This is a genomic window from Pseudomonas sp. C6002, from assembly GCF_013385805.1.
GTDB lineage: Bacteria > Pseudomonadota > Gammaproteobacteria > Pseudomonadales > Pseudomonadaceae > Aquipseudomonas.
In genome coordinates, this window is sequence record NZ_JACAPH010000021.1 from 188,252 (window position 1) to 207,230 (window position 18,979).

Annotated in this window: 13 protein-coding genes and 4 tRNA genes; 4 read left to right on the forward strand and 13 right to left on the reverse strand. The window is 59.8% G+C overall.

The window, feature by feature from the left end:
* Nucleotides 1-31: 31 nt before the first annotated feature.
* Nucleotides 32-3,337 (forward strand): bifunctional diguanylate cyclase/phosphodiesterase, encoded by a 3,306-nt coding sequence (locus tag HX817_RS14790; protein ID WP_003212653.1) that lies wholly within the window; start codon nucleotides 32-34, stop codon nucleotides 3,335-3,337.
* 370 nt (nucleotides 3,338-3,707) lie between these two features.
* Here HX817_RS14790 and HX817_RS14795 read toward each other — a convergent pair whose 3' ends face one another.
* The 3 genes from HX817_RS14795 to HX817_RS14805 form a co-directional block, all read right to left on the reverse strand.
* Nucleotides 3,708-5,672: a hypothetical protein gene (locus tag HX817_RS14795; protein WP_177040484.1), complete on the reverse strand. Its 1,965-nt coding sequence runs from the start codon at nucleotides 5,670-5,672 to the stop codon at nucleotides 3,708-3,710.
* 221 nt (nucleotides 5,673-5,893) lie between these two features.
* Nucleotides 5,894-6,847, reverse strand: coding sequence for a hypothetical protein (locus HX817_RS14800; protein WP_218170385.1), 954 nt, complete (start codon nucleotides 6,845-6,847; stop codon nucleotides 5,894-5,896).
* A gap of 79 nt (nucleotides 6,848-6,926) precedes the next feature.
* The gene (locus HX817_RS14805) at nucleotides 6,927-8,054 is read right to left on the reverse strand and encodes an adhesin (RefSeq protein ID WP_177040485.1); all 1,128 of its coding nucleotides are present in this window, start codon (nucleotides 8,052-8,054) and stop codon (nucleotides 6,927-6,929) included.
* Nucleotides 8,055-8,216: 162 nt separating this feature from the next.
* On the opposite strand from HX817_RS14805, the gene HX817_RS14810 reads away from it, so the two are divergent.
* On the forward strand, nucleotides 8,217-8,423 hold the full coding sequence (locus HX817_RS14810) for a hypothetical protein (protein ID WP_134326072.1): 207 nt from the start codon (nucleotides 8,217-8,219) through the stop codon (nucleotides 8,421-8,423).
* 176 nt (nucleotides 8,424-8,599) lie between these two features.
* Here the strand turns inward: HX817_RS14810 and HX817_RS14815 are convergent, their stop codons facing one another.
* The 9 genes from HX817_RS14815 to gltX all read right to left on the reverse strand — a co-directional run bounded on the left by HX817_RS14815 (nucleotide 8,600) and on the right by gltX (nucleotide 13,833).
* Nucleotides 8,600-9,565, reverse strand: coding sequence for a tRNA-dihydrouridine synthase (locus HX817_RS14815; RefSeq protein WP_003214454.1), 966 nt, complete (start codon nucleotides 9,563-9,565; stop codon nucleotides 8,600-8,602).
* 40 nt (nucleotides 9,566-9,605) lie between these two features.
* Nucleotides 9,606-10,055, reverse strand: coding sequence for a thioesterase family protein (locus tag HX817_RS14820; RefSeq protein WP_003214456.1), 450 nt, complete (start codon nucleotides 10,053-10,055; stop codon nucleotides 9,606-9,608).
* Between the two features lie 50 nt (nucleotides 10,056-10,105).
* The gene (locus HX817_RS14825; protein WP_003214459.1) at nucleotides 10,106-10,939 is read right to left on the reverse strand and encodes an alpha/beta hydrolase; all 834 of its coding nucleotides are present in this window, start codon (nucleotides 10,937-10,939) and stop codon (nucleotides 10,106-10,108) included.
* A 28-nt stretch (nucleotides 10,940-10,967) separates the two neighbouring features.
* Nucleotides 10,968-11,507, reverse strand: coding sequence for a TetR/AcrR family transcriptional regulator (locus HX817_RS14830; RefSeq protein ID WP_177040486.1), 540 nt, complete (start codon nucleotides 11,505-11,507; stop codon nucleotides 10,968-10,970).
* Between the two features lie 184 nt (nucleotides 11,508-11,691).
* Nucleotides 11,692-11,767 (reverse strand) — tRNA-Glu (locus tag HX817_RS14835).
* A gap of 80 nt (nucleotides 11,768-11,847) precedes the next feature.
* Nucleotides 11,848-11,923: transfer RNA gene (locus HX817_RS14840), tRNA-Ala, on the reverse strand.
* Nucleotides 11,924-11,973: 50 nt separating this feature from the next.
* Nucleotides 11,974-12,049, reverse strand: a tRNA-Glu gene (locus HX817_RS14845).
* 79 nt (nucleotides 12,050-12,128) lie between these two features.
* A tRNA-Ala gene (locus tag HX817_RS14850) sits at nucleotides 12,129-12,204 on the reverse strand.
* 147 nt (nucleotides 12,205-12,351) lie between these two features.
* Nucleotides 12,352-13,833, reverse strand: coding sequence for a glutamate--tRNA ligase (gltX, locus tag HX817_RS14855; RefSeq protein WP_177040487.1), 1,482 nt, complete (start codon nucleotides 13,831-13,833; stop codon nucleotides 12,352-12,354).
* Between the two features lie 196 nt (nucleotides 13,834-14,029).
* Here gltX and HX817_RS14860 point away from each other — a divergent pair, with 196 nt between their 5' ends.
* Together HX817_RS14860 and HX817_RS14865 are read left to right on the forward strand one after the other, a co-directional pair.
* Complete coding sequence (locus tag HX817_RS14860) at nucleotides 14,030-15,076, forward strand: HlyD family secretion protein (RefSeq protein ID WP_177040488.1); 1,047 nt, start codon at nucleotides 14,030-14,032, stop codon at nucleotides 15,074-15,076.
* 49 nt (nucleotides 15,077-15,125) lie between these two features.
* Nucleotides 15,126-16,616 (forward strand): MDR family MFS transporter, encoded by a 1,491-nt coding sequence (locus tag HX817_RS14865; protein ID WP_177040542.1) that lies wholly within the window; start codon nucleotides 15,126-15,128, stop codon nucleotides 16,614-16,616.
* A gap of 238 nt (nucleotides 16,617-16,854) precedes the next feature.
* Here the strand turns inward: HX817_RS14865 and uvrB are convergent, their stop codons facing one another.
* Complete coding sequence (uvrB, locus tag HX817_RS14870; RefSeq protein ID WP_177040489.1) at nucleotides 16,855-18,870, reverse strand: excinuclease ABC subunit UvrB; 2,016 nt, start codon at nucleotides 18,868-18,870, stop codon at nucleotides 16,855-16,857.
* Between the last annotated feature and the right edge of the window lie 109 nt (nucleotides 18,871-18,979).

The following is an 18,979-nucleotide window of genomic DNA, read 5'->3' on the forward strand; positions in this document are numbered from 1 at the left end:
CGAACGCCCATCGAGCCAAGGCCCTTTGATAATGCGCAACCCCGTCGATACCGTGCCACCCCTGCCCCGCATCTACGCCCTGGACCCACAGGAGGCGGAGCAAAGCTGGGACAGCGCGCCGCAACTGCTGGCGGCGCTCAACGCTGCCCGGCTGGGCGCCTGGAGCTGGGAAATCGATACCGGCCGGATCAGCTGGTCCCGAGGCACTCAGGCCCTGTTCGGCTTCGACCCGCGCCAGCCGCTGCCTGAAGACCTGGAGTACCTGGACCTGCTGGCCCCCGAGGACCGCGCCAAGGTGGTCCGGGCCTTTCATGCGGTGCTGGCCGGCGAACCCGCTGTCCAGGCCATGCACCACCGTATCCAATGGCCCGATGGCAGCCTGCACTGGCTGGAAATCAACGGCAGCCTGCTACCGGACAAGGCCGGGCGTCGTCGAATGATCGGGGTGATCCGCGAAATCACCCACCAGCGCGAGCGCGAACACGCCCTCAGCCATTCGGAAAAGCGCTTCGCCACCCTGTTCCATTTGTGCCCGCTGATGGTCCTGCTGACCCGCCAGGCGGACGGCCTGATCAGCGAAGCCAACCAGTATTTCGAAAGCCTGTTCGGCTGGCCGTTGGCCGATGCCATTGGCCGCAGCACATTGGAGCTGGGCCTCTGGGTACACCCGGAACAACGCGCGCATCTGGTCAAGGCCACCCAGCGCAAAGGCGCCCCCATCACCATGGAAGTGCAGTTTCGCGCCAGCAACGGGCAGGTCCACGATGGCACCCTCAGCGCCCAGAAAGTCGAGCTGGACGGCGAGGACTACCTGATCAGCACCTTCCTCGACACCACCGAGCGCAAGAATGCCGAGCAGGCCCTCAAGGACAGCCAGGAACGCCTGGACCTGGCCCTGGACTCGGCGCAACTGGGCACCTGGGACTGGCACATCCCCAGCGGCATGCTCTATGGCTCGGCCCGCGCCGCCCAACTGCACGGGCTGGAACCCCAACCGTTCCACGAATCCTTCGAGGCCTTCTTTGAAGGCATGCCCCAGGAAGAGCGCGAGAGCATGCGCAACGCCTACCGCACCCTGCGCGAAGGCCCGGCGGGCAACTACCAACTGACCTACCGCGTGCAACTGGAAGACGGCAGTTCGCGCTACCTGGAAAGCCGCGCCCGCCTGTATCGCGATGACACGGGCGTACCGTTGCGAATGGCCGGGACCCTGCTCGACATCACCGACCAGGTTGAACGGGAGCAGCGCCTGATCGCATCCGAAGAAAAATTCGCCAGCCTGTTCCTCGCCAGCCCCGACCCGATCTGCGTGACGCGCCTGGAGACCGGCCAGTTTATCGAGATCAACCCGGCCTTCACCCAGACCTTCGGCTGGACCGCCGCCGAGGTGCTCAACAACAACGCCGAGCAGATCGGCTTGTGGGAGGAGTCCAGCCAACGCCTGCAGCGCATCGAGCAGGTGATCCGCGAACAATCCCTGAGCAACGTGGCAATCACCGTTCATCACAAGAACGGCCAGACCCTGAACTGTGTAATATCCAGCCGCCTGATCCAGGTCAGCGACCAACCCTGCATCGTCACCACCCTGCGGGACATCACCCAACAGCAACGCTCGGAAGCGGCGCTCAAGGCCAGCGAAGAGAAATTCGCCAAGGCCTTTCATTCCAGCCCCGATGCGGTGTCGATCACCGAGCGCGATACCGGGCGCTACGTGGAGGTCAATGACGGCTTCTGCCGCCTCACCGGCTACCGCGCCGAAGAAGCGATCGGCCTGACGCTGTACCAGATCGGCATCTGGGCCGATGAAAACCAGCGCGCGGCGTTATTGGCCGAGTTGCAGATCAAGGGCCGCATTCATCACCTGGAAATGCTCTGGCACAACAAGCGCGGCGAAGTGCTGGCGGTTGAAGTGTCGGTGGAGCCCATCACCCTCAATGAAACCCCCTGCCTGTTGCTGACCGCCCGGGACGTCAGCCTGCTGAAAAACGCCCAGGCGCAGATTCGCCACCTGGCCTATCACGACCCCCTGACCAACCTGCCCAACCGCGCCCTGCTGATGGACCGCCTGAGCCAGCAGATCGCCCTGCTCAAGCGCCACAACCTGCGGGGCGCCCTGCTGTTTCTTGACCTGGACCATTTCAAGCACATCAACGATTCCCTCGGCCACCCGGTCGGCGACACGGTGCTGAAGATCGTCACTGCACGCCTCGAAGCCAGTGTGCGCATGGAAGACACCGTGGCACGCCTGGGCGGCGATGAGTTTGTGGTGCTGCTCAGCGGCCTGGAAGGCACGCGCCCGCAAGTCAGCACTCAGGTCCAGGAGCTGGCCGATACCCTGCGCGAACTGTTATCCGAACCGATGTTCCTGGATGGCCACCGCCTGCAAGTCACCCCGAGCATTGGCGTGGCGCTGATCCCCGATCACGGCTCAACCCCGGCCGATTTGCTCAAGCGCGCCGACATCGCCCTGTACCGGGCCAAGGATTCAGGGCGCAACACCATCCAGATGTTCCACAACAGCATGCAGAAAACCGCCAGCGAGCGGCTGCGCATGGAAACCGACCTGCGCCTGGCCCTGTCCCGCGGCGAGTTCAGCGTGCATTACCAACCCCAGGTGGATGCGCGCGGCAACACCATCGTCGGCGCCGAGGCCCTGGTGCGCTGGCAACATCCGCAGTTGGGCGCACAGTCCCCGACGGAATTCATCAAGGTCCTGGAAGACAGCGGCCTGATCCTTGAAGTGGGCACCTGGATCCTCGACGAAGCCTGCAGCACCTTCGCGCAGTTGATTGCCGAGGGCCTGGTAGACCCGCTGAACTTCAGCCTGTGCGTCAACATCAGCCCGCGGCAGTTTCGCCAGAATGATTTTGTCGAACGGGTAGAACGCAGCCTGCGCACCCACCACCTGCCTTATACCCTGCTGAAGCTGGAAATCACCGAAGGCATCGTGATCCAGAATCTGGACGACACCATCAGCAAAATGCGCCGCCTGAAAAAGCTCGGCGTGAGTTTTGCGATGGATGATTTCGGCACCGGCTATTCGTCGCTGACCTACCTCAAGCGCCTGCCGGTGGATGCGCTGAAGATCGACCAGTCGTTTGTGCGCGACGCCACCCATGACCCCAACGATGCGGAGATCATCCGTGCCATTGTGGCCATGGCGCGCAGCTTGAACCTGGACGTCATTGCCGAAGGTGTGGAAACCCCTGAGCAACTGGCGTTTTTGCAGGGGCTTGGGTGTCATTTGTATCAGGGGTATCTGCACAGTCGGCCCTTGCCGGTGGAAGGGTTCAGGCAGGTACTGAAGAGAATGCCCCAGGCCACTTCATCGGAATAAGTTGCACCGGATTTTCCTGATGGGCAGCTGCTTTTTGAGCCTGTAGGTTCAAGTGCTTTCCATTTTCGGGCACACCTACCATGCAGGATGCAAAGCACTCCCCGGCGCTGCTAGGCGGCGCCTCGAGATAACCGGCGCCAGGGTTGATGGACACCATGGGAGCAGACAGGGCATACAGCCAATGCTGTTGAGTTTCATCCATGACCAGGAGGTTCCAAGAGTCGATGAGAGTAGCCGAGGCCAACTACGTATGCGGACACAGATTGCAAGGCATATGCAGCCGGCCACCATCGGACTTGTCTTTTCTGCGCGCAGAAAAAAGACCACGAGATCTCGTGGCCTGTGTTTCTCAAACTTTGCACCTTTGAACCTAAACCAGCGTTAGCGCGGTGCCCTCTTCATCCATCCAGCTTGATGATTTCAGTGGGTGTTTATACCCGTAATCATCAAAAGCCCCATCAACGACGACAACAGAATGCATGAAGTTCGCCAACGTGCCGGTTGCACCATCTGCCAGCGCCTGGACGCTGCTGCTTCGGGTAAAGGCGAACAAACCCAGGCGCCGCAGTGCATCACCGGGGGTCTCGCCATCATTGAGCGTACTCATCGCCGCTTCAAAGCTCTCGCCGGCACGAAACTCGTGGTTCTCCATTTGCGCCCGCTTGGCGCTGACGGCGTACAGGAAATTCGCATCCTTGAGCAGGCCGGCGTCGGTGCCTTTGAAATTCGAGTGTTCCCGGGCTGTTTTCAGTTCTGCATGGGTCAAGCTGACCTTGCTGGAATCGCGCATCGTCACGGTGTAACCGTCGCGGGTCTCGGTGATGTTTTTATAGATGCCCCGGGGACTTTGCCCATACTTCATCATCGCCGCCTTGATCGCCGATACCGTGACACAGTTCCCCTCGACGCCTTGATAGAATCCACGCCAGATATCCCCAGGCTTGACCCCGACCGGCACATTGGAAATAGGCAGGGGCCGCAAGCTTGAACCAACGGGTACTCCGTCCGGTACCTCCTCGGCGAGCATGTAGCCATAAGATTTGACGATCGATGGCTTGTCACCATTGCTGTGCTGCAGGCCATCCAGTACCAAGGCACTCGAATAGCCAAAAGTACTGACCACCCCGACCGCGCCCTGCTCCTGCATCTTGGCGGGTGGCACGATGCGCAAGAAGCCAGTCATGCCCAAGCCCTTCAACACGCGGTATTCCGTATCGCCTTTGAGCGTGTTCGATAAAACCTTTTCAAACGATGCCCCAGGGTCCTGGTCACCGCGTGTCATCTGCTTGCGCTTCGTGTACGCCGCCAGCATGAAGTTGGCCTGCTTCACCGCGTCGGGGTTGTTCCCAGCGAAACGCGAGGCCGTGGTCGCTTGCTGCAACTCTTGCCGGGAAAAATGCAGTTCGAAACCGTCCTTCATCGTGATGTCATAACCGTCTCCCGCCGGGGTGACTTTCTCGAGCATATCCGTGGCGTCTGGACCAAACCTCATCATCATCATTTTTATGACGCAGGCATGGCTGCTGCCATCAACAACCTCACCGAATCCTCGCTCGGCCGCGTTAAATCCGCTGAGAATGTCAACGGGCTTGCGGCCACGCCGGGTGGACGGCGTATCGACGAGGGGAACATCGACCGGAGCAACCGGCACATCCCGCTTGACCGGCTTAGCCGTTTGCCCCTCCTTGTCCAGCACGTAGACGTAGGGACGGTCGGGGCGATATTGACGGTCAAACCGATGCGCCACCCCATCCCGAATCAACGCGGCACCGAAGTTATGCGCCTCCATGACGCCGACGGAGTTCTTGCCGACGAGTTGCTCCGAAGGGATCTGCTGCATAAAACGGCCCATGCCCATGCCCTTGAGCAGGTTCGATGCAGTCTCACCCTGTAAGGACGTGGTCAAGGCCGCGTTAAAGCTGCTGCTGATACGGCTGTCGGAACTGGACATTTGTTTGCGCTTGACGAAGACAGCCAATGCGAAATTCGCGTTTTCCACTGTACTGGCATCACCACCGACAAATCTCGACGCTGAGGCAGTGCCATGCACTTCATGATCGGCAACATGCAACTTATAACCGTCTTTCAGCGTAACGTCATACCCCGAGCCAACGCGCTTTACTTCATCAAATAGATAGGCGCGCGCAGGACCGAAGGTCGATATCATCATCTGGATAACAGCAGAATGGCTGCTCGTATCAAAATGCTCACCGAACTGTCGCTCGGTAGAATTCAAAGTACTTACACTGTCGACGGATTTATTTTCGCCCCCGTATACACGCGCCGGATGATGGACCGCCGTACTCATTGCATAACCCGTATTCATCGTAATCATGGAGCACTCCTTTAAAGGGCGAACACACAATAGCCCGTGGTAAACGCTGCCACCTGCACGTTGCGTTCAGGCATAAAAAGAAAGTGCATGAACACGGCATACAGTATTTTCTGCACGCGATGAACTGCACTCAGTCAGATAATAAGTTCAACAAGATCTAGTTATAGATTTAACGTGTTGCGCAGCAACGATCATCTTCTTATTGTTTTATGGACGGCCCGTTAGCCAACCAATGCAATAGCCCGTCCAAACCGCGGTCTTCCCGCTTTAGTCCCATACATCTCCTCACACCCATCAACCACTGCTACAGAGTGCCTGCTCCTGTTGACCATACCGATCAATGATTTATCAGCAAACGCACTGACCGGAACTTCTTTCATATGCTGGCGCAAGCCCAGACGCTTGAAGCCTTCCCCGGGCCCCGTTTCGTCCTCACCGTCGTTGAGGCTGTTTATCGCGGATTGAAAGCTCCTGCCTGCAGTCCCGTCATTGTTTTCCAGCATCGCTCGCTTGGCGCTGACGGCAAATAGAAAGTGCGCATCCTTGAGCATGCCGGGATCGCGCATCGGGACAAACTTCGAGCCACGCCTGGCCTGGGCCAATTCATCCTTGCTCAAATCCAGCGCGTACCCGTCACGCATGACAACGTGATAGCCATCACCCTTGGCTTGAACAGACTTGAAGATATCGGTCGGGCTTTGACCGAACTTCGCCATCGCCGCCTTGATCGCCGAAATGGTCACGCAATTACCGTCAGGGCCCTGGCGAAAACCGTTCCATATATTTGCCGGCTTGGCGCCGTTGCGCTTATCGGACAGATCAGGAAGCGGCTGCGGTGTTGGATCCGGCAGGGGTGCATCCGGCTTGGGCAGCACTGCCGGCGGGGGCGCAGGCGTTACCTTGGTCGCCACTGTATTCGCCAGTTCCTTGCCCGCCAGCAGGCCTTGCAACTGTGTAAAAAACTGGGTGAACAGTTCGAGGAGCTTTGCTAACAGCGGGGTGTCGCTGGCTGTGTTTCCAACGGTACTTTGATCGTTATTACCGAACGATGAGAGGACTTGGTTATTAACGAATACCGGCTGCACGGGAACCGATCGTCCTGGTGTGTTGCCGGTTTGCGAATGTTGATAATAGTTTCTGACCGCGCCCGCATTATTGATTTCTGAACAAGACATATAACCATCCTTCATCAAGGGCCCCCCGACGTTTTTGATCGGGAGCGCCTTGTTGAAAAAAACTGAGGAAGTGGCCGACTTACCTGCTTATCCGGCGGCCGGGATTAAACCGCCAGTCGTTGTCGAACGCTCGACGCCTGCCGCTGGTTTCGAACTCAAAGAAATCCTCAGACGGCCCTGGCGAAGTGATGTCCGGCTCCGGCTTATCCGGCTTCGGAGCATCTGGTTTAGGCGCATCCGGCTTCGGTGGGACCGGAGCGTCTGGCTTCGGCGGGACCGGTGCATCGGGCTTCGGTGGGACTGGCACGTCTGGCTTCGGCGGAACCGGTGCATCGGGCTTAGGCGGGACCGGCACGTCCGGCTTCGGCGGGACCGGTGCATCGGGCTTCGGCGGAACCGGCACGTCTGGCTTCGGCGGGACCGGTGCATCGGGCTTCGGCGGAACCGGTGCATCAGGCTTAGGCGGGACCGGTGCATCGGGCTTCGGCGGAACCGGCACGTCGGCCTTCGGCGGGACCGGCTTCGTTGCATCCGGGTGAGGGCAATGGCAGTTCATCACTTGGACCGTGACGTTCACGTCGGAACTGCTCCGGGCGTTCGGCTGCACGTCCTTGCCCGATGCGAGGTCTGGCCTGCGGGGCTCTGGCAGGGGTTTAGGCGTTACCTTAACCTCGGAACTCGGGACCGCTGGATTGTTTGCTGGCTTGTCTTTCTGTACCGACACCTCAGGATTGGTCCCGGACTTGTCCTTGAGTGCAGTGTTCAATACCGGCGAGTTGGTCTCGGCTTTGTCCTTGGCTACAGTGTTCGGCACTTGCGAGTCAGTCCCCGCCTTGTTCTTGGCCGCAGTGTCCGGCACATTCGATTTACTGTCCGCCTTATCCTTCACCGGAGTATCGCTACTCTTTTCGGGTTTAGGCAGCGGGCCAGCATCGGGTACCAACTTGGGCATCCTCCCCTGCCCGGACAGCATGTTCCGTATGGCCTTGAATGCATATTCAAACAACTCGAACAACTTCTCGAGTGCATCCTTGTTGAAGGTGACGGTTCCATCCGTCACCACGGCGGGATTGTTTTTCAATACTGTGCCGGGCGTATTTGCCCGGATTTCGCCGGCGCTCTTGTCGACAGACTTTGGCAGGTCTGCATTCTGCTGATTGAAGTCATTAGTCAAGCGAGGGAAATTATTGACCGACAAATTAGACATAAACAAATCCTTATTCAGTGATTGCCAAAACTCCTTCAGCGGTCTGCAAACAGACCGTCCAGGTTCTGGACTGGAAACAAACCCGAGTGCTGCACACTCCCTACTTTCGTGGGTGTTGCGAGCATCGGGTTCCGAAAATCGGCCTTCACATAAGGAAATCAAATGAAAATAGAGACTTTATCCTATGGACTTTCCGTAAAACATCATGCTTACCCGGTGGTCGCCGTGGGCAAAATGGATATATCAGGCAACAGTCAGCCGTTAAGGCAAATTGATGAAATCACTCACCCACGCCAGTCATTCATATCTGTGTTATTGCGCGCGCCCCTCATACTCCAACTAACAAAACTTAAAAATATGCGCCGCTGACACCGCAAGACTCTGTAGCAAACAAGAAACTTGCTCACATATATAAAGCAATCAAAAAGCTCTAGTCACGTGCCCACAAACACTCGCTGTTAACGATCCGCGGCCTTATTTCAAGCAAAAAAAAGGGCGCCCACGGCACCCTTTCCTACTGGATTGAAACGCTTATATATATGTACTCAATTTTGCAGCGCAACCGAATCAGGCACCCCTAACAATCGTCCTACCTGCTCCAGGTCGGTTTCCCGCCGCATCAGCGTAAATAGTTCAACTGCTTCGGGATAGTTGCGGGTCAGCATCGCCAGCCATTGCTTCAAGCGTCCCGGCGCCTGGCGCTCGGTCAATTGCTCAACGGATTGCCGCCAGAATTCCTGGAGCATGGGTTGCATCTGCGCCCAAGTCATCTCGACCACCTCTTCCCCGGCCCGCGCGGCAGCAATCTGCCGGGCCAGGTCGGGACGAGCCACCAGACCGCGACCGAGCATGATGTCTTCGACACCACTGATTTCGCGACACCGCCGCCAGTCTTCAACGCTCCAGATATCACCGTTGGCGAACACTGGCACCTTGACCACCTCTTGCACACGCGGGATCCACTCCCAGTGCGCCGGAGGTTTGTAGCCATCAGCCTTGGTGCGGGCATGCACCACGATATGCGCTGCGCCGCCTTCGGCCAGGGCCGTGGCGCACACCAGGGCACCGTCGGGGCTGTCGAAGCCCAGGCGCATCTTGGCCGTGACGGGAATATGCGCCGGCACCGCACGCCGTACGTGTTCGACGATCTGGTTAAGCAGCTCCGGCTCCTTGAGCAGCACCGCACCGCCACGGGACTTGTTCACGGTCTTGGCCGGGCAACCGAAGTTGAGGTCAACCACCTGAGAGCCCAGCTCACACGCCAGGGCGGCGTTTTCCGCCAAACACACCGGGTCTGAACCGAGTAACTGCACACGCAGCGGCACGCCGGCAGCGGTCTTGGCACCGTGCAGCAACTCAGGGGCGAGTTTGTGGAAATAGGCAGGCGTCAGCAGGCGGTCGTTGACCCGGATGAACTCGGTCACGCACCAATCAATACCACCGACCCGGGTCAGCACGTCCCGCAGGATGTTGTCGACCAACCCCTCCATGGGCGCCAAAGCAATTTGCATGGAAAACACTCAACCAAAAACGTGGCGCAGTTTACTGGTTTCAGACGCTGGCAGGTAATTCGCCTTGCAGCGCAGGGCCATAACCCTCAAGAAATTCCGACGGCATGCGCTTGGGCTTGCCGCTGGACAGTTCGATGCAGACAAAGGTGGTTTGCGCTCGCAGCAAGGTAGCGCCATCACGCGGGCGTACCAGCTGGAAGCGTCGGGTCATTTTCAGGCGCTGGTCCCAGTCGACGATCCAGGTCGCCAACTGCAGCTCATCGCCCTCGTAACCGGCGGCGAGGTAATCGATCTCATGACGCACCACGGCCATCGCGCGATCCAGCCTGCGGTACTCGCTAAGGTCCAGCCCCAGGCGCTGGGAATGGCGCCAGGCGCAGCGTTCGAGCCAGGACACGTAAACGGCGTTGTTGGCGTGCCCCAGACCGTCGATGTCGTCGGCACCGACCTGCAGATCGATGATAAACGGCGTTGCCAAATCCCAGCCCATGGGGTGCTCCCGGTCGATTAATGTCGGCGGCGAGCAGTGTAACCCATGGCTCAGGCGGTTTGGCGCTCCGGCACGTGGCGGCCGGCCAGCAGCGCCAGCACGCCTTCGATCACACGCGGATCCGCCAGCACTTTCTGGTGCCCGCCCTGCTCCAGGCGCAGCAGGCGGCTGTCGAACCAGGCGTCATGGATGACCTGGCAAGCCTTGACCGAGACGAAGGTATCGTCTTCGGCATGCACGATCAGGCCCGGGATATTCATTTGATAGTGGGCGACATCGAGGTGCTTGAGAGGCATGCCCATCGTCAGCTCGACCTCCTGGATAAACGCCGAACGCGCTCGCGCCGGCAAACCGACCATGCCGGCAAAGCCGCGCAGTACGTCGAGAAACCGCGAGGGTGCGGCGATGCTGACCAACGCCTTGGTGCGCAAGCCCAACTGCACCGCCAACATCGCGCTGGCCCCACCCATGGAGTGACCGACAACCGCATGCAGCGGTGGCAGTTCGGCAGCCGCTTCCAGCATGGCACGGGCAAACAGCAGCACATGGGCTTCGCGCCCCGGCGAACGCCCGTGAGCCGGACCATCCAGCGCAACCACCGAATAACCCGCCTCCACCAATGCGCTGATCAGGCTGGCGAATTGCGTTGGGCGCCCTTCCCAGCCGTGCATCAACAGCACCGCAGGGCCCTGGCCCCACTTCAGCGCCGACAGGCCGAAACGCAAAGTGATGCGCTCGGACTGCGCCAGCAGCGGCAGCTCCCAATCACGGGGCGGCAAATCGCGAGGCGTCATGAACACCCGACGCATCTTGCTGGCCACCGTTTGCGGCGCCAGCCGGCCCAAGGTGCCATTGACGCCACGAATCCATTTCAACGTGCCCATCGCTCATCCCCCAGGCCAGAAGCCGTTCTTAACGCACTGCGGACTTGGCCGCACGCAATACACGATCCGATAACTCACCCGGGCCCAGGGCGCGGGCCAGCGACAAGCCGCCGATCATCAGCGCCATGTCGGCCAGGGCCTTGTCGGTGTCTTCCGGGCTGGCGGCCAGCCGTGCTGCCATCAGTTCGCAGTGTTCGTTCAAGGCCTGGCGAAATTCGTCCGGCAGGCGGCTCATCTCGCCCACGGTGGACGGGATCGGGCACGCCTGGCTGGTGGAGTCACGGTGTTTACGCGACAGGTAGAACGCTGCGACCAGCGCGCGACGCTCTTCACCGGTCAGCGAGGAGTCCATGTCATCGACGGCGGCGCGACGCCGGGCCAGCAACTCGGTGAAGGCCTCCAGCATCAGTGCGTCCTTGCTTTCAAAGTGCGCGTAGAAACCGCCGACGGTAAGCCCCGCCGCGCCCATGACTTCGCCCACACTCGGCTCGGCCGGGCCGCGTTGTACCAGGGCGGCGCCGGCAGCTTGCAGAATGCGTTCGCGGGTTTGCGCTTTTTTATCGTTCATCGTTGCCTCCGAATCTCATGCTTCGAATATTATTACCATAATAATATTTCGCAAGCCACAGGCATGACCATTGGTCAGAAGAACATTCAGGGAAAAAGGAAGGAGGGTTGGCCAAACGCCAGACAAACAAAAGGGCCATTCAATAATTGAATGACCCTTAAAAATCCCGCAGAGCGGGTAATCGTGGCGTCCCCTAGGGGACTCGAACCCCTGTTACCGCCGTGAAAGGGCGGTGTCCTAGGCCACTAGACGAAGGGGACACAAACCTTCTGTACAACTGATCAGCGCTGAGAACTGATCGAATTCAAGGACGGTGTGGCCAGACCTTGAACCTGTAAATTGGTGGAGCTAAACGGGATCGAACCGTTGACCTCTTGCATGCCATGCAAGCGCTCTCCCAGCTGAGCTATAGCCCCGGATTTTTCGCCTCGCGGCGCAGCAGACCTTTCGAACTGCTTGTTGAAACTGGCGTCCCCTAGGGGACTCGAACCCCTGTTACCGCCGTGAAAGGGCGGTGTCCTAGGCCACTAGACGAAGGGGACACAAACCTTCTATACAACGTGATCAGGCTGAGTCTGATCGAATTCAAGGACGGTGTGGCCAGACCTTGAACCTGTAAATTGGTGGAGCTAAACGGGATCGAACCGTTGACCTCTTGCATGCCATGCAAGCGCTCTCCCAGCTGAGCTATAGCCCCTCGTCGGTGAGGACGGGGCGAATCTTAATGGCGTATTCGAAACGTGTCAAATTTATTTTCAACAATTTTCAAAATTTTTTGCCGAGATAACAATCACTTACCGAGCAAACCCCGGAAAACCGGGGTTTGGCCGTTACAACAGCGTGCTTAAGCGATAGCGCCCAGCAGCTTTTCCCATTCCTTGTTTTCTTTCTTCGACACACCACCAAGCAAATCAAGGGCTTGGCGCAGACGGAAGCGAGTCAGGTCCGGGCCCAGAATTTCCATCGCATCGAGCACCGACACCGAACTCGCCTGCCCGGTGATCGCGGCAAACATCAGCGGCATCGCATCGCGCAATTTCAGCTCCAGGGATTCAACCACCGCCTGGATAGTCGCGGTAATCGCCTCCTTCTCCCACTGGCGCAGGCTTTCGAGCTTCCACAGGATCAACTGCATCAACTGGCGAACCTGGTCACCCGAGAGTTTCTTCGACTCAAACAGCTTCACGTCCGGGTTCACGCCACCGGCAAAGAAGAAACTCGCCAACGGTGCGACCTGGCTGAAGGTCTCCACCCTGCCCTGCACCAGCGGCGCGATCTTCATCATGTACTCGGGGTTCAACGCCCATTTCTGCACGCGGCTGGCGAACTCTTCCACCGGCAGGTCACGCAGCCACTGGCCGTTGAGCCACGAGAGTTTCTCGATGTCGAAGATCGGCCCACCCAGGGACACGCGGGACAGGTCGAAGTTATCGACCATTTCCTGCAACGAGAACTTCTCGCGCTCGTCCGGCATCGACCAGCCCATGCGGCCCAGGTAGTTGAGCATCGCTTCGGGCATGAAGCCCATGCGCTCGTAGAAGGTCACCGAGGTCGGATTCTTGCGCTTGGACAGCTTGCTCTTGTCCGGGTTACGCAGCAGCGGCATGTAGCACAGCTGCGGTTGTTCCCAGCCGAAGTACTCGTACAGCAGGATCAGTTTCGGCGCCGATGGCAGCCACTCTTCGCCACGCAGTACGTGGGTGATGCCCATCAGGTGGTCGTCCACCACGTTGGCCAGGAAGTACGTCGGCAGGCCGTCGGTCTTCATCAGCACTTGCATGTCCATGCGGTCCCACGGGATCTCGACGTCACCGCGCAACATGTCCGGCACCACGCACACGCCTTCGCTCGGCACCTTCATGCGGATAACGTGCGGCTCGCCGGCAGCCAGGCGCCGGGCCACTTCTTCCTTCGACAGCAGCAGTGCGCGGCCGTCATAACGCGGGGTTTCGCCACGGGCCTGCTGCTCGGCGCGCATCTGGTCCAGCTCTTCGGCGGTGCAGAAGCACGGGAAGGCATGGCCCATGTCAACCAGTTGCTGGGTGTACTGCTTGTAGATGTCGCTGCGCTCGCTCTGGCGATACGGGCCGTGGGGGCCGCCGACGTCCGGGCCTTCAGCCCAGGTAATGCCCAACCAGCGCAGGGCATCGAAAATCTGCTGTTCCGACTCGCGCGTGGAGCGCAGTTGATCGGTATCTTCGATCCGCAGGATGAATTCACCGCCATGCTGCTTGGCAAAGCAGTAGTTGAACAAGGCGATGTAAGCAGTACCTACGTGGGGATCCCCAGTAGGCGATGGCGCGATGCGCGTGCGGACGGTGGTCATGGCGGGTCTCGAATTGGCGATAAAACTGAAAATGAAACAAGGGGCGAATGGTAACAGCCCCAAGCCCTTGGGCTCCAGCGTGGGGAGGCGAACAAAGGGCATATGAGACAAGCTCCGGTCTCAAGTCTCGACATGGCTATTTGCCAGACCGTTCGCTGGCTATATTCCATTACCTTTTGTCGACGACATCATCGCCATGCCTGCCCCGCTCAAACGCCGCCTGTTTATCTTCCTGTTTATCGTGGTCCTGATCGCCGGGGGCTTTTTCGCCCAGTGGTTCTTCAAGGGCCGTTTTTATGAAAGCACCGACAACGCCTACGTCCAGGGCGAGATCACCCGGGTCTCCAGCCAACTGGGTGCGCGCATCGTCGAGGTGCTGGTGGGCGACAACGAGCACGTGGAAAAAGGCCAACTGCTGGTCAAGCTCGAAGGCGACGACTTCCACCTCGCCGTCGACCGCGCCAACGCCGCCCTGGCCATGCGCGAAGCCGAGCGCGTGCAGGCCCAGAGCAAACTGACCCAGCAAGCCAGCCTGATCGCCGCCGGTGCAGCCAAGGTCTCGTCCAGCCAGGCCACCCTCGGCCGCTCGCAGATCGACCTGAACCGCGCACAAACCCTGCGCAAACCCGGCTATGTCTCCGAAGAACGGGTCACCACCCTCGACGCCGACAACCACATCGCCCGTTCCCAGGTGACCATGGCCCAGGCCGACCTGCAGGGCCAGCGCCAGCAGGTCAACGCCCTGAACGCCGAGATCAAGCGCCTCGACGCGATGATCGCCAACGCCAGGACCGACCTGGCCCAGGCCGAACTGAACCTGACCCGCAGCGAAATCCACGCGCCCATCAGCGGCCTGATCGGCCAGCGTGCCGCGCGCAACGGTCAATACGTACAGGCCGGCGCCTACCTGCTGTCGATCGTCCCGGACCAGGACATCTGGGTGCAGGCCAACTTCAAGGAAACCCAGATCGGCCACATGCAACCCGGGCAAAAGGCCGAGCTGACATTCGACGCCTACAGCGATACTCCAATCGAAGGCCGCGTCGCCAACCTGTTCGGCGCTTCCGGCGCGCAATTCAGCCTGCTGCCGCCGGACAATGCCACGGGCAACTTCACCAAAGTCGTACAACGGATTCCGGTCAAACTGACCTTCGCCGCCGACAACCCGCTGCAAGGCAAAATCCGCCCGGGCATGTCGGTGACGGTCAAAGTGAACATCCAAGACCCGCACGATGGCCGGTGATCAACTGCTGCCGCCGGTAGGCGAACCGAGCCGGCGCGACTGGATAGCAGTGATGAGCGTAATGCTCGGCGCCTTCATGGCGGTGCTCGACATCCAGATCACCAACTCGTCCCTCAAGGACATCCAGGGCGCGCTGTCGGCCACCCTGGAAGAAGGTTCGTGGATTTCCACCTCCTACCTTGTGGCCGAAATCATCATGATCCCCCTCACCGCCTGGCTGGTGCAGCTGCTGTCGGCGCGTCGGCTGGCGGTGTGGGTCTCGGGCGGGTTCCTGATCGCCTCGCTGATGTGCTCCATGGCCTGGAGCCTGGAAAGCATGATCGTATTCCGCGCGCTGCAGGGCTTTACCGGCGGCGCGCTGATCCCCCTGGCGTTCACCCTCACGCTGATCAAGCTGCCCGAACATCACCGCGCCAAAGGCATGGCCATGTTCGCCATGACCGCCACCTTCGCCCCGTCCATCGGCCCGACCATTGGCGGCTGGCTCACGGAAAACTGGGGTTGGGAATACATCTTCTACATCAACATCCCACCGGGCCTGATCATGATCGCCGGGCTGCTGTACGGCCTGGAGAAAAAGGACTCCAACTGGGACCTGCTCAAAAGCACCGACTATCTTGGCATCGTCACCATGGCCGTGGGCCTTGGGTGTTTGCAGGTGTTTCTGGAAGAAGGCCATCGCAAGGACTGGCTGGAATCCAGCCTGATTGTCAGCTTGGGTACTGTCGCCCTGCTCAGCCTGATCACCTTTGTGATCGTGCAGATGTCCAAGCCCAACCCGCTGATCAACCTGCGCATCCTCGGCAATCGCAATTTCGGGCTATCGAGTATTTCGAGCCTGGGGATGGGCGTGGGGTTGTATGGCTCGATTTATCTGCTGCCGCTGTACCTGGCGCAGATCCAGAACTACAACGCCCTGCAAATCGGCGAAGTGATCATGTGGATGGGGGTTCCGCAGCTGTTTTTGATTCCGCTGGTGCCCAAGCTGATGAAGTACGTGTCGCCCAAATGGCTGTGCACCCTGGGTTTCGGGCTGTTCGGGTTGGCGAGTTTCTCATCGGGGGTGCTGAACCCGGACTTTGCCGGCGACCAATTCAACCGCATCCAGATCATCCGTGCGTTGGGGCAGCCGTTGATCATGGTGACAATTTCGTTGATTGCCACGGCATACATCATGCAGAAGGACGCGGGGTCGGCGTCGAGCCTGTTCAATATCCTGCGAAACCTGGGCGGGGCGATCGGGATTGCGTTGCTGGCGACGCTACTGGATGCACGCACCAAGACCTACTTTGATTACCTGCGTGAGGCGATTGTGCCGACCAATCCGCAGGTGGCAGAGCGCATGGCCAGGCTGACGGAGACGTTTGGCAGTGAGACGGCGGCGTTGGGCAAGTTGAGTGAGATAGCGCATCAGCAGGCGCAGATCATGGCCTATAACGATGCGTTCCATTTTGTAGGGTTGGCGTTGGGGATCAGCATGGTGGCGATCTTGTTGACCAAGGCGTTGCCGGCGGGGCTTAAGGCTGGGGAATCTCACTGAAATAACCTGTGGCGAGGGAGCTTGTTGTGGCGAGGGAGCTTGCTCCCGCTGGAGTGCGGAGCGCTCCCAGAATTTTGGGGCCGCTTCGCAGCCCAGCGGGAGCAAGCTCCCTCGCCACAAAGAGCTTGAAGATCGTTCCCACGCTCTGCGTGGGAATGCCTCACTGGACGCTCCGCGTCCGCTCTTGGGACGCAGAGCGTCCCGGGCTGCTTTCCCACGCAGAGCGTGGGAACGATCATCAGACCGCCAGTAACCGCTCCCGCAACTTGCCGATCTCATCGCGCATCTGCGCCGCCGCTTCAAACTCCAGATCCCGCGCCAACTGGTACATCTTCTCTTCCAGCTGGCGAATACGCTTGGTGATCTCGCTCGGTGAACGCAATTCCGCTTCGTACTTGGCATTCTCCTCCGCAGCCTTGGCCATGCCCTTGCGCTTCTTGCTGCGCGAGCCCGGCACCGTTGCGCCTTCCATGATGTCGGCGACGTCCTTGAACACACCCTTCGGCGTGATGCCATGTTCCAGGTTGTAGGCAATCTGCTTGTCGCGACGACGCTCGGTCTCGCCAATCGCCCGTTCCATGGAACCGGTGATCCGGTCCGCATACAGAATCGCCCGGCCATTCAGGTTGCGCGCCGCCCGGCCAATGGTCTGGATCAACGAGCGCTCGGAACGCAGGAAGCCTTCCTTGTCCGCATCCAGAATCGCCACCAGGGACACTTCCGGCATATCCAGGCCTTCACGCAGCAGGTTGATCCCCACCAGCACATCGAAGGCGCCCAGGCGCAGGTCGCGGATGATTTCCACGCGCTCCACGGTGTCGATGTCCGAGTGCAAATAGCGCACGCGCACGCCGTGGTCGGCCAGGTAATCGGTCAAGTCTTCGGACATGCGCTTGGTCAGCGTGGTGACCAGCACCCGCTCTTCCAGGGCCACGCGCTTGGTGATCTCCGAGAGCAAGTCATCCACCTGGGTCAGCGCCGGGCGGATTTCGATCTGCGGGTCCACCAGGCCGGTCGGGCGCACCAGTTGCTCAACTACCCGACCGGCATGTTCGGCCTCGTAGTTACCCGGCGTGGCCGAGACAAAAATCGTCTGCGGGCTGATGCCTTCGAACTCGTCAAAACGCATCGGCCGGTTATCCAGCGCCGATGGCAGGCGGAAGCCGTATTCCACCAGGGTCTCTTTACGGGAACGGTCACCTTTGTACATCGCGCCCACCTGCGGCACGCTGACGTGGGACTCGTCGATCACCAGCAAGGCATCGTCCGGCAGGTAATCGAACAAGGTAGGTGGCGCCTGCCCGGACTCGCGGCCCGAGAGGTAGCGCGAGTAGTTTTCGATGCCGTTGCAGTAGCCCAGCTCGAGGATCATCTCCAGGTCGAAGCGGGTGCGCTGCTCCAGGCGCTGGGCTTCCACCAGCTTGTTGTTGGAGCGCAGGTATTCCAGGCGCTCCACCAGCTCAGCCTTGATGCCCTCGATGGCGCCCATCAGGGTTTCGCGCGGGGTCACGTAGTGGCTTTTCGGGTAGAAGGTGAAGCGCGGCAGCTTGCGGATCACCTCGCCGGTCAACGGGTCGAAGGCCGACAGGCTCTCGACTTCATCGTCGAACAGCTCGATGCGGATCGCTTCCAGGTCGGATTCCGCCGGGTAGATGTCGATCACATCGCCGCGCACGCGGAAGCTCGCCCGGGCGAAGTCTATGTCGTTGCGGGTGTATTGCAGGCTCGTCAGGCGACGCAACAGTTCGCGCTGGTCGAGTTTGTCGCCGCGGTCGACGTGCAGCACCATCTTCAAATAGGTTTCCGGGCTGCCCAGGCCGTAGATGCACGACACCGTGGTGACGATGATCGCATCCTTGCGTTCCAGCAGCGCCTTGGTCGCCGAGAGTCGCATCTGCTCGATGTGGTCGTTGATCGAGGCGTCTTTCTCGATAAAGGTGTCGGACGACGGTACGTAGGCTTCCGGCTGGTAGTAGTCGTAGTAGGAAACGAAGTACTCCACCGCGTTGGTCGGGAAGAACGCCTTGAACTCGCCATACAACTGCGCGGCCAGGGTCTTGTTCGGCGCCAGCACCAGGGTCGGGCGGTTCACCTGGGCGATCACGTTGGCGATGCTGAAAGTCTTGCCGGAGCCGGTCACCCCGAGCAAGGTCTGGTGCGCGAGGCCGGCCTCAATGCCTTCGACCATCAGGCGGATGGCTTCCGGTTGATCGCCGGCAGGCTCGAAACGGGTGACTAGCTGGAAATCCGACATAACGTACCTCTTGAGTCACCCCGAGGCCGGAAACAGCAACGGGGACGAAAAAGACCGCGACCCGCGACTGTTCGGCGCAGGTTGCAGGAAAAAACCATGATAGCTGTAG

Bases quoted from the DNA above. Each gene is read 5' to 3' on its own strand.
- HX817_RS14820 (WP_003214456.1), bottom strand. From the start codon at position 10,055: ATGGGCTGGGATTTGGCAACGCCGTTTATCATCGATCTGCAGGTCGGT.
- HX817_RS14805 (WP_177040485.1), bottom strand. From the start codon at position 8,054: ATGTCTAATTTGTCGGTCAATAATTTCCCTCGCTTGACTAATGACTTC.
- HX817_RS14790 (WP_003212653.1), top strand. From the start codon at position 32: ATGCGCAACCCCGTCGATACCGTGCCACCCCTGCCCCGCATCTACGCC.
- HX817_RS14830 (WP_177040486.1), bottom strand. From the start codon at position 11,507: ATGAACGATAAAAAAGCGCAAACCCGCGAACGCATTCTGCAAGCTGCC.
- HX817_RS14800 (WP_218170385.1), bottom strand. From the start codon at position 6,847: ATGTCTTGTTCAGAAATCAATAATGCGGGCGCGGTCAGAAACTATTAT.
- HX817_RS14860 (WP_177040488.1), top strand. From the start codon at position 14,030: ATGCCTGCCCCGCTCAAACGCCGCCTGTTTATCTTCCTGTTTATCGTG.
- HX817_RS14795 (WP_177040484.1), bottom strand. From the start codon at position 5,672: ATGATTACGATGAATACGGGTTATGCAATGAGTACGGCGGTCCATCAT.
- gltX (WP_177040487.1), bottom strand. From the start codon at position 13,833: ATGACCACCGTCCGCACGCGCATCGCGCCATCGCCTACTGGGGATCCC.
- uvrB (WP_177040489.1), bottom strand. From the start codon at position 18,870: ATGTCGGATTTCCAGCTAGTCACCCGTTTCGAGCCTGCCGGCGATCAA.
- HX817_RS14815 (WP_003214454.1), bottom strand. From the start codon at position 9,565: ATGCAAATTGCTTTGGCGCCCATGGAGGGGTTGGTCGACAACATCCTG.
- HX817_RS14825 (WP_003214459.1), bottom strand. From the start codon at position 10,939: ATGGGCACGTTGAAATGGATTCGTGGCGTCAATGGCACCTTGGGCCGG.
- HX817_RS14810 (WP_134326072.1), top strand. From the start codon at position 8,217: ATGAAAATAGAGACTTTATCCTATGGACTTTCCGTAAAACATCATGCT.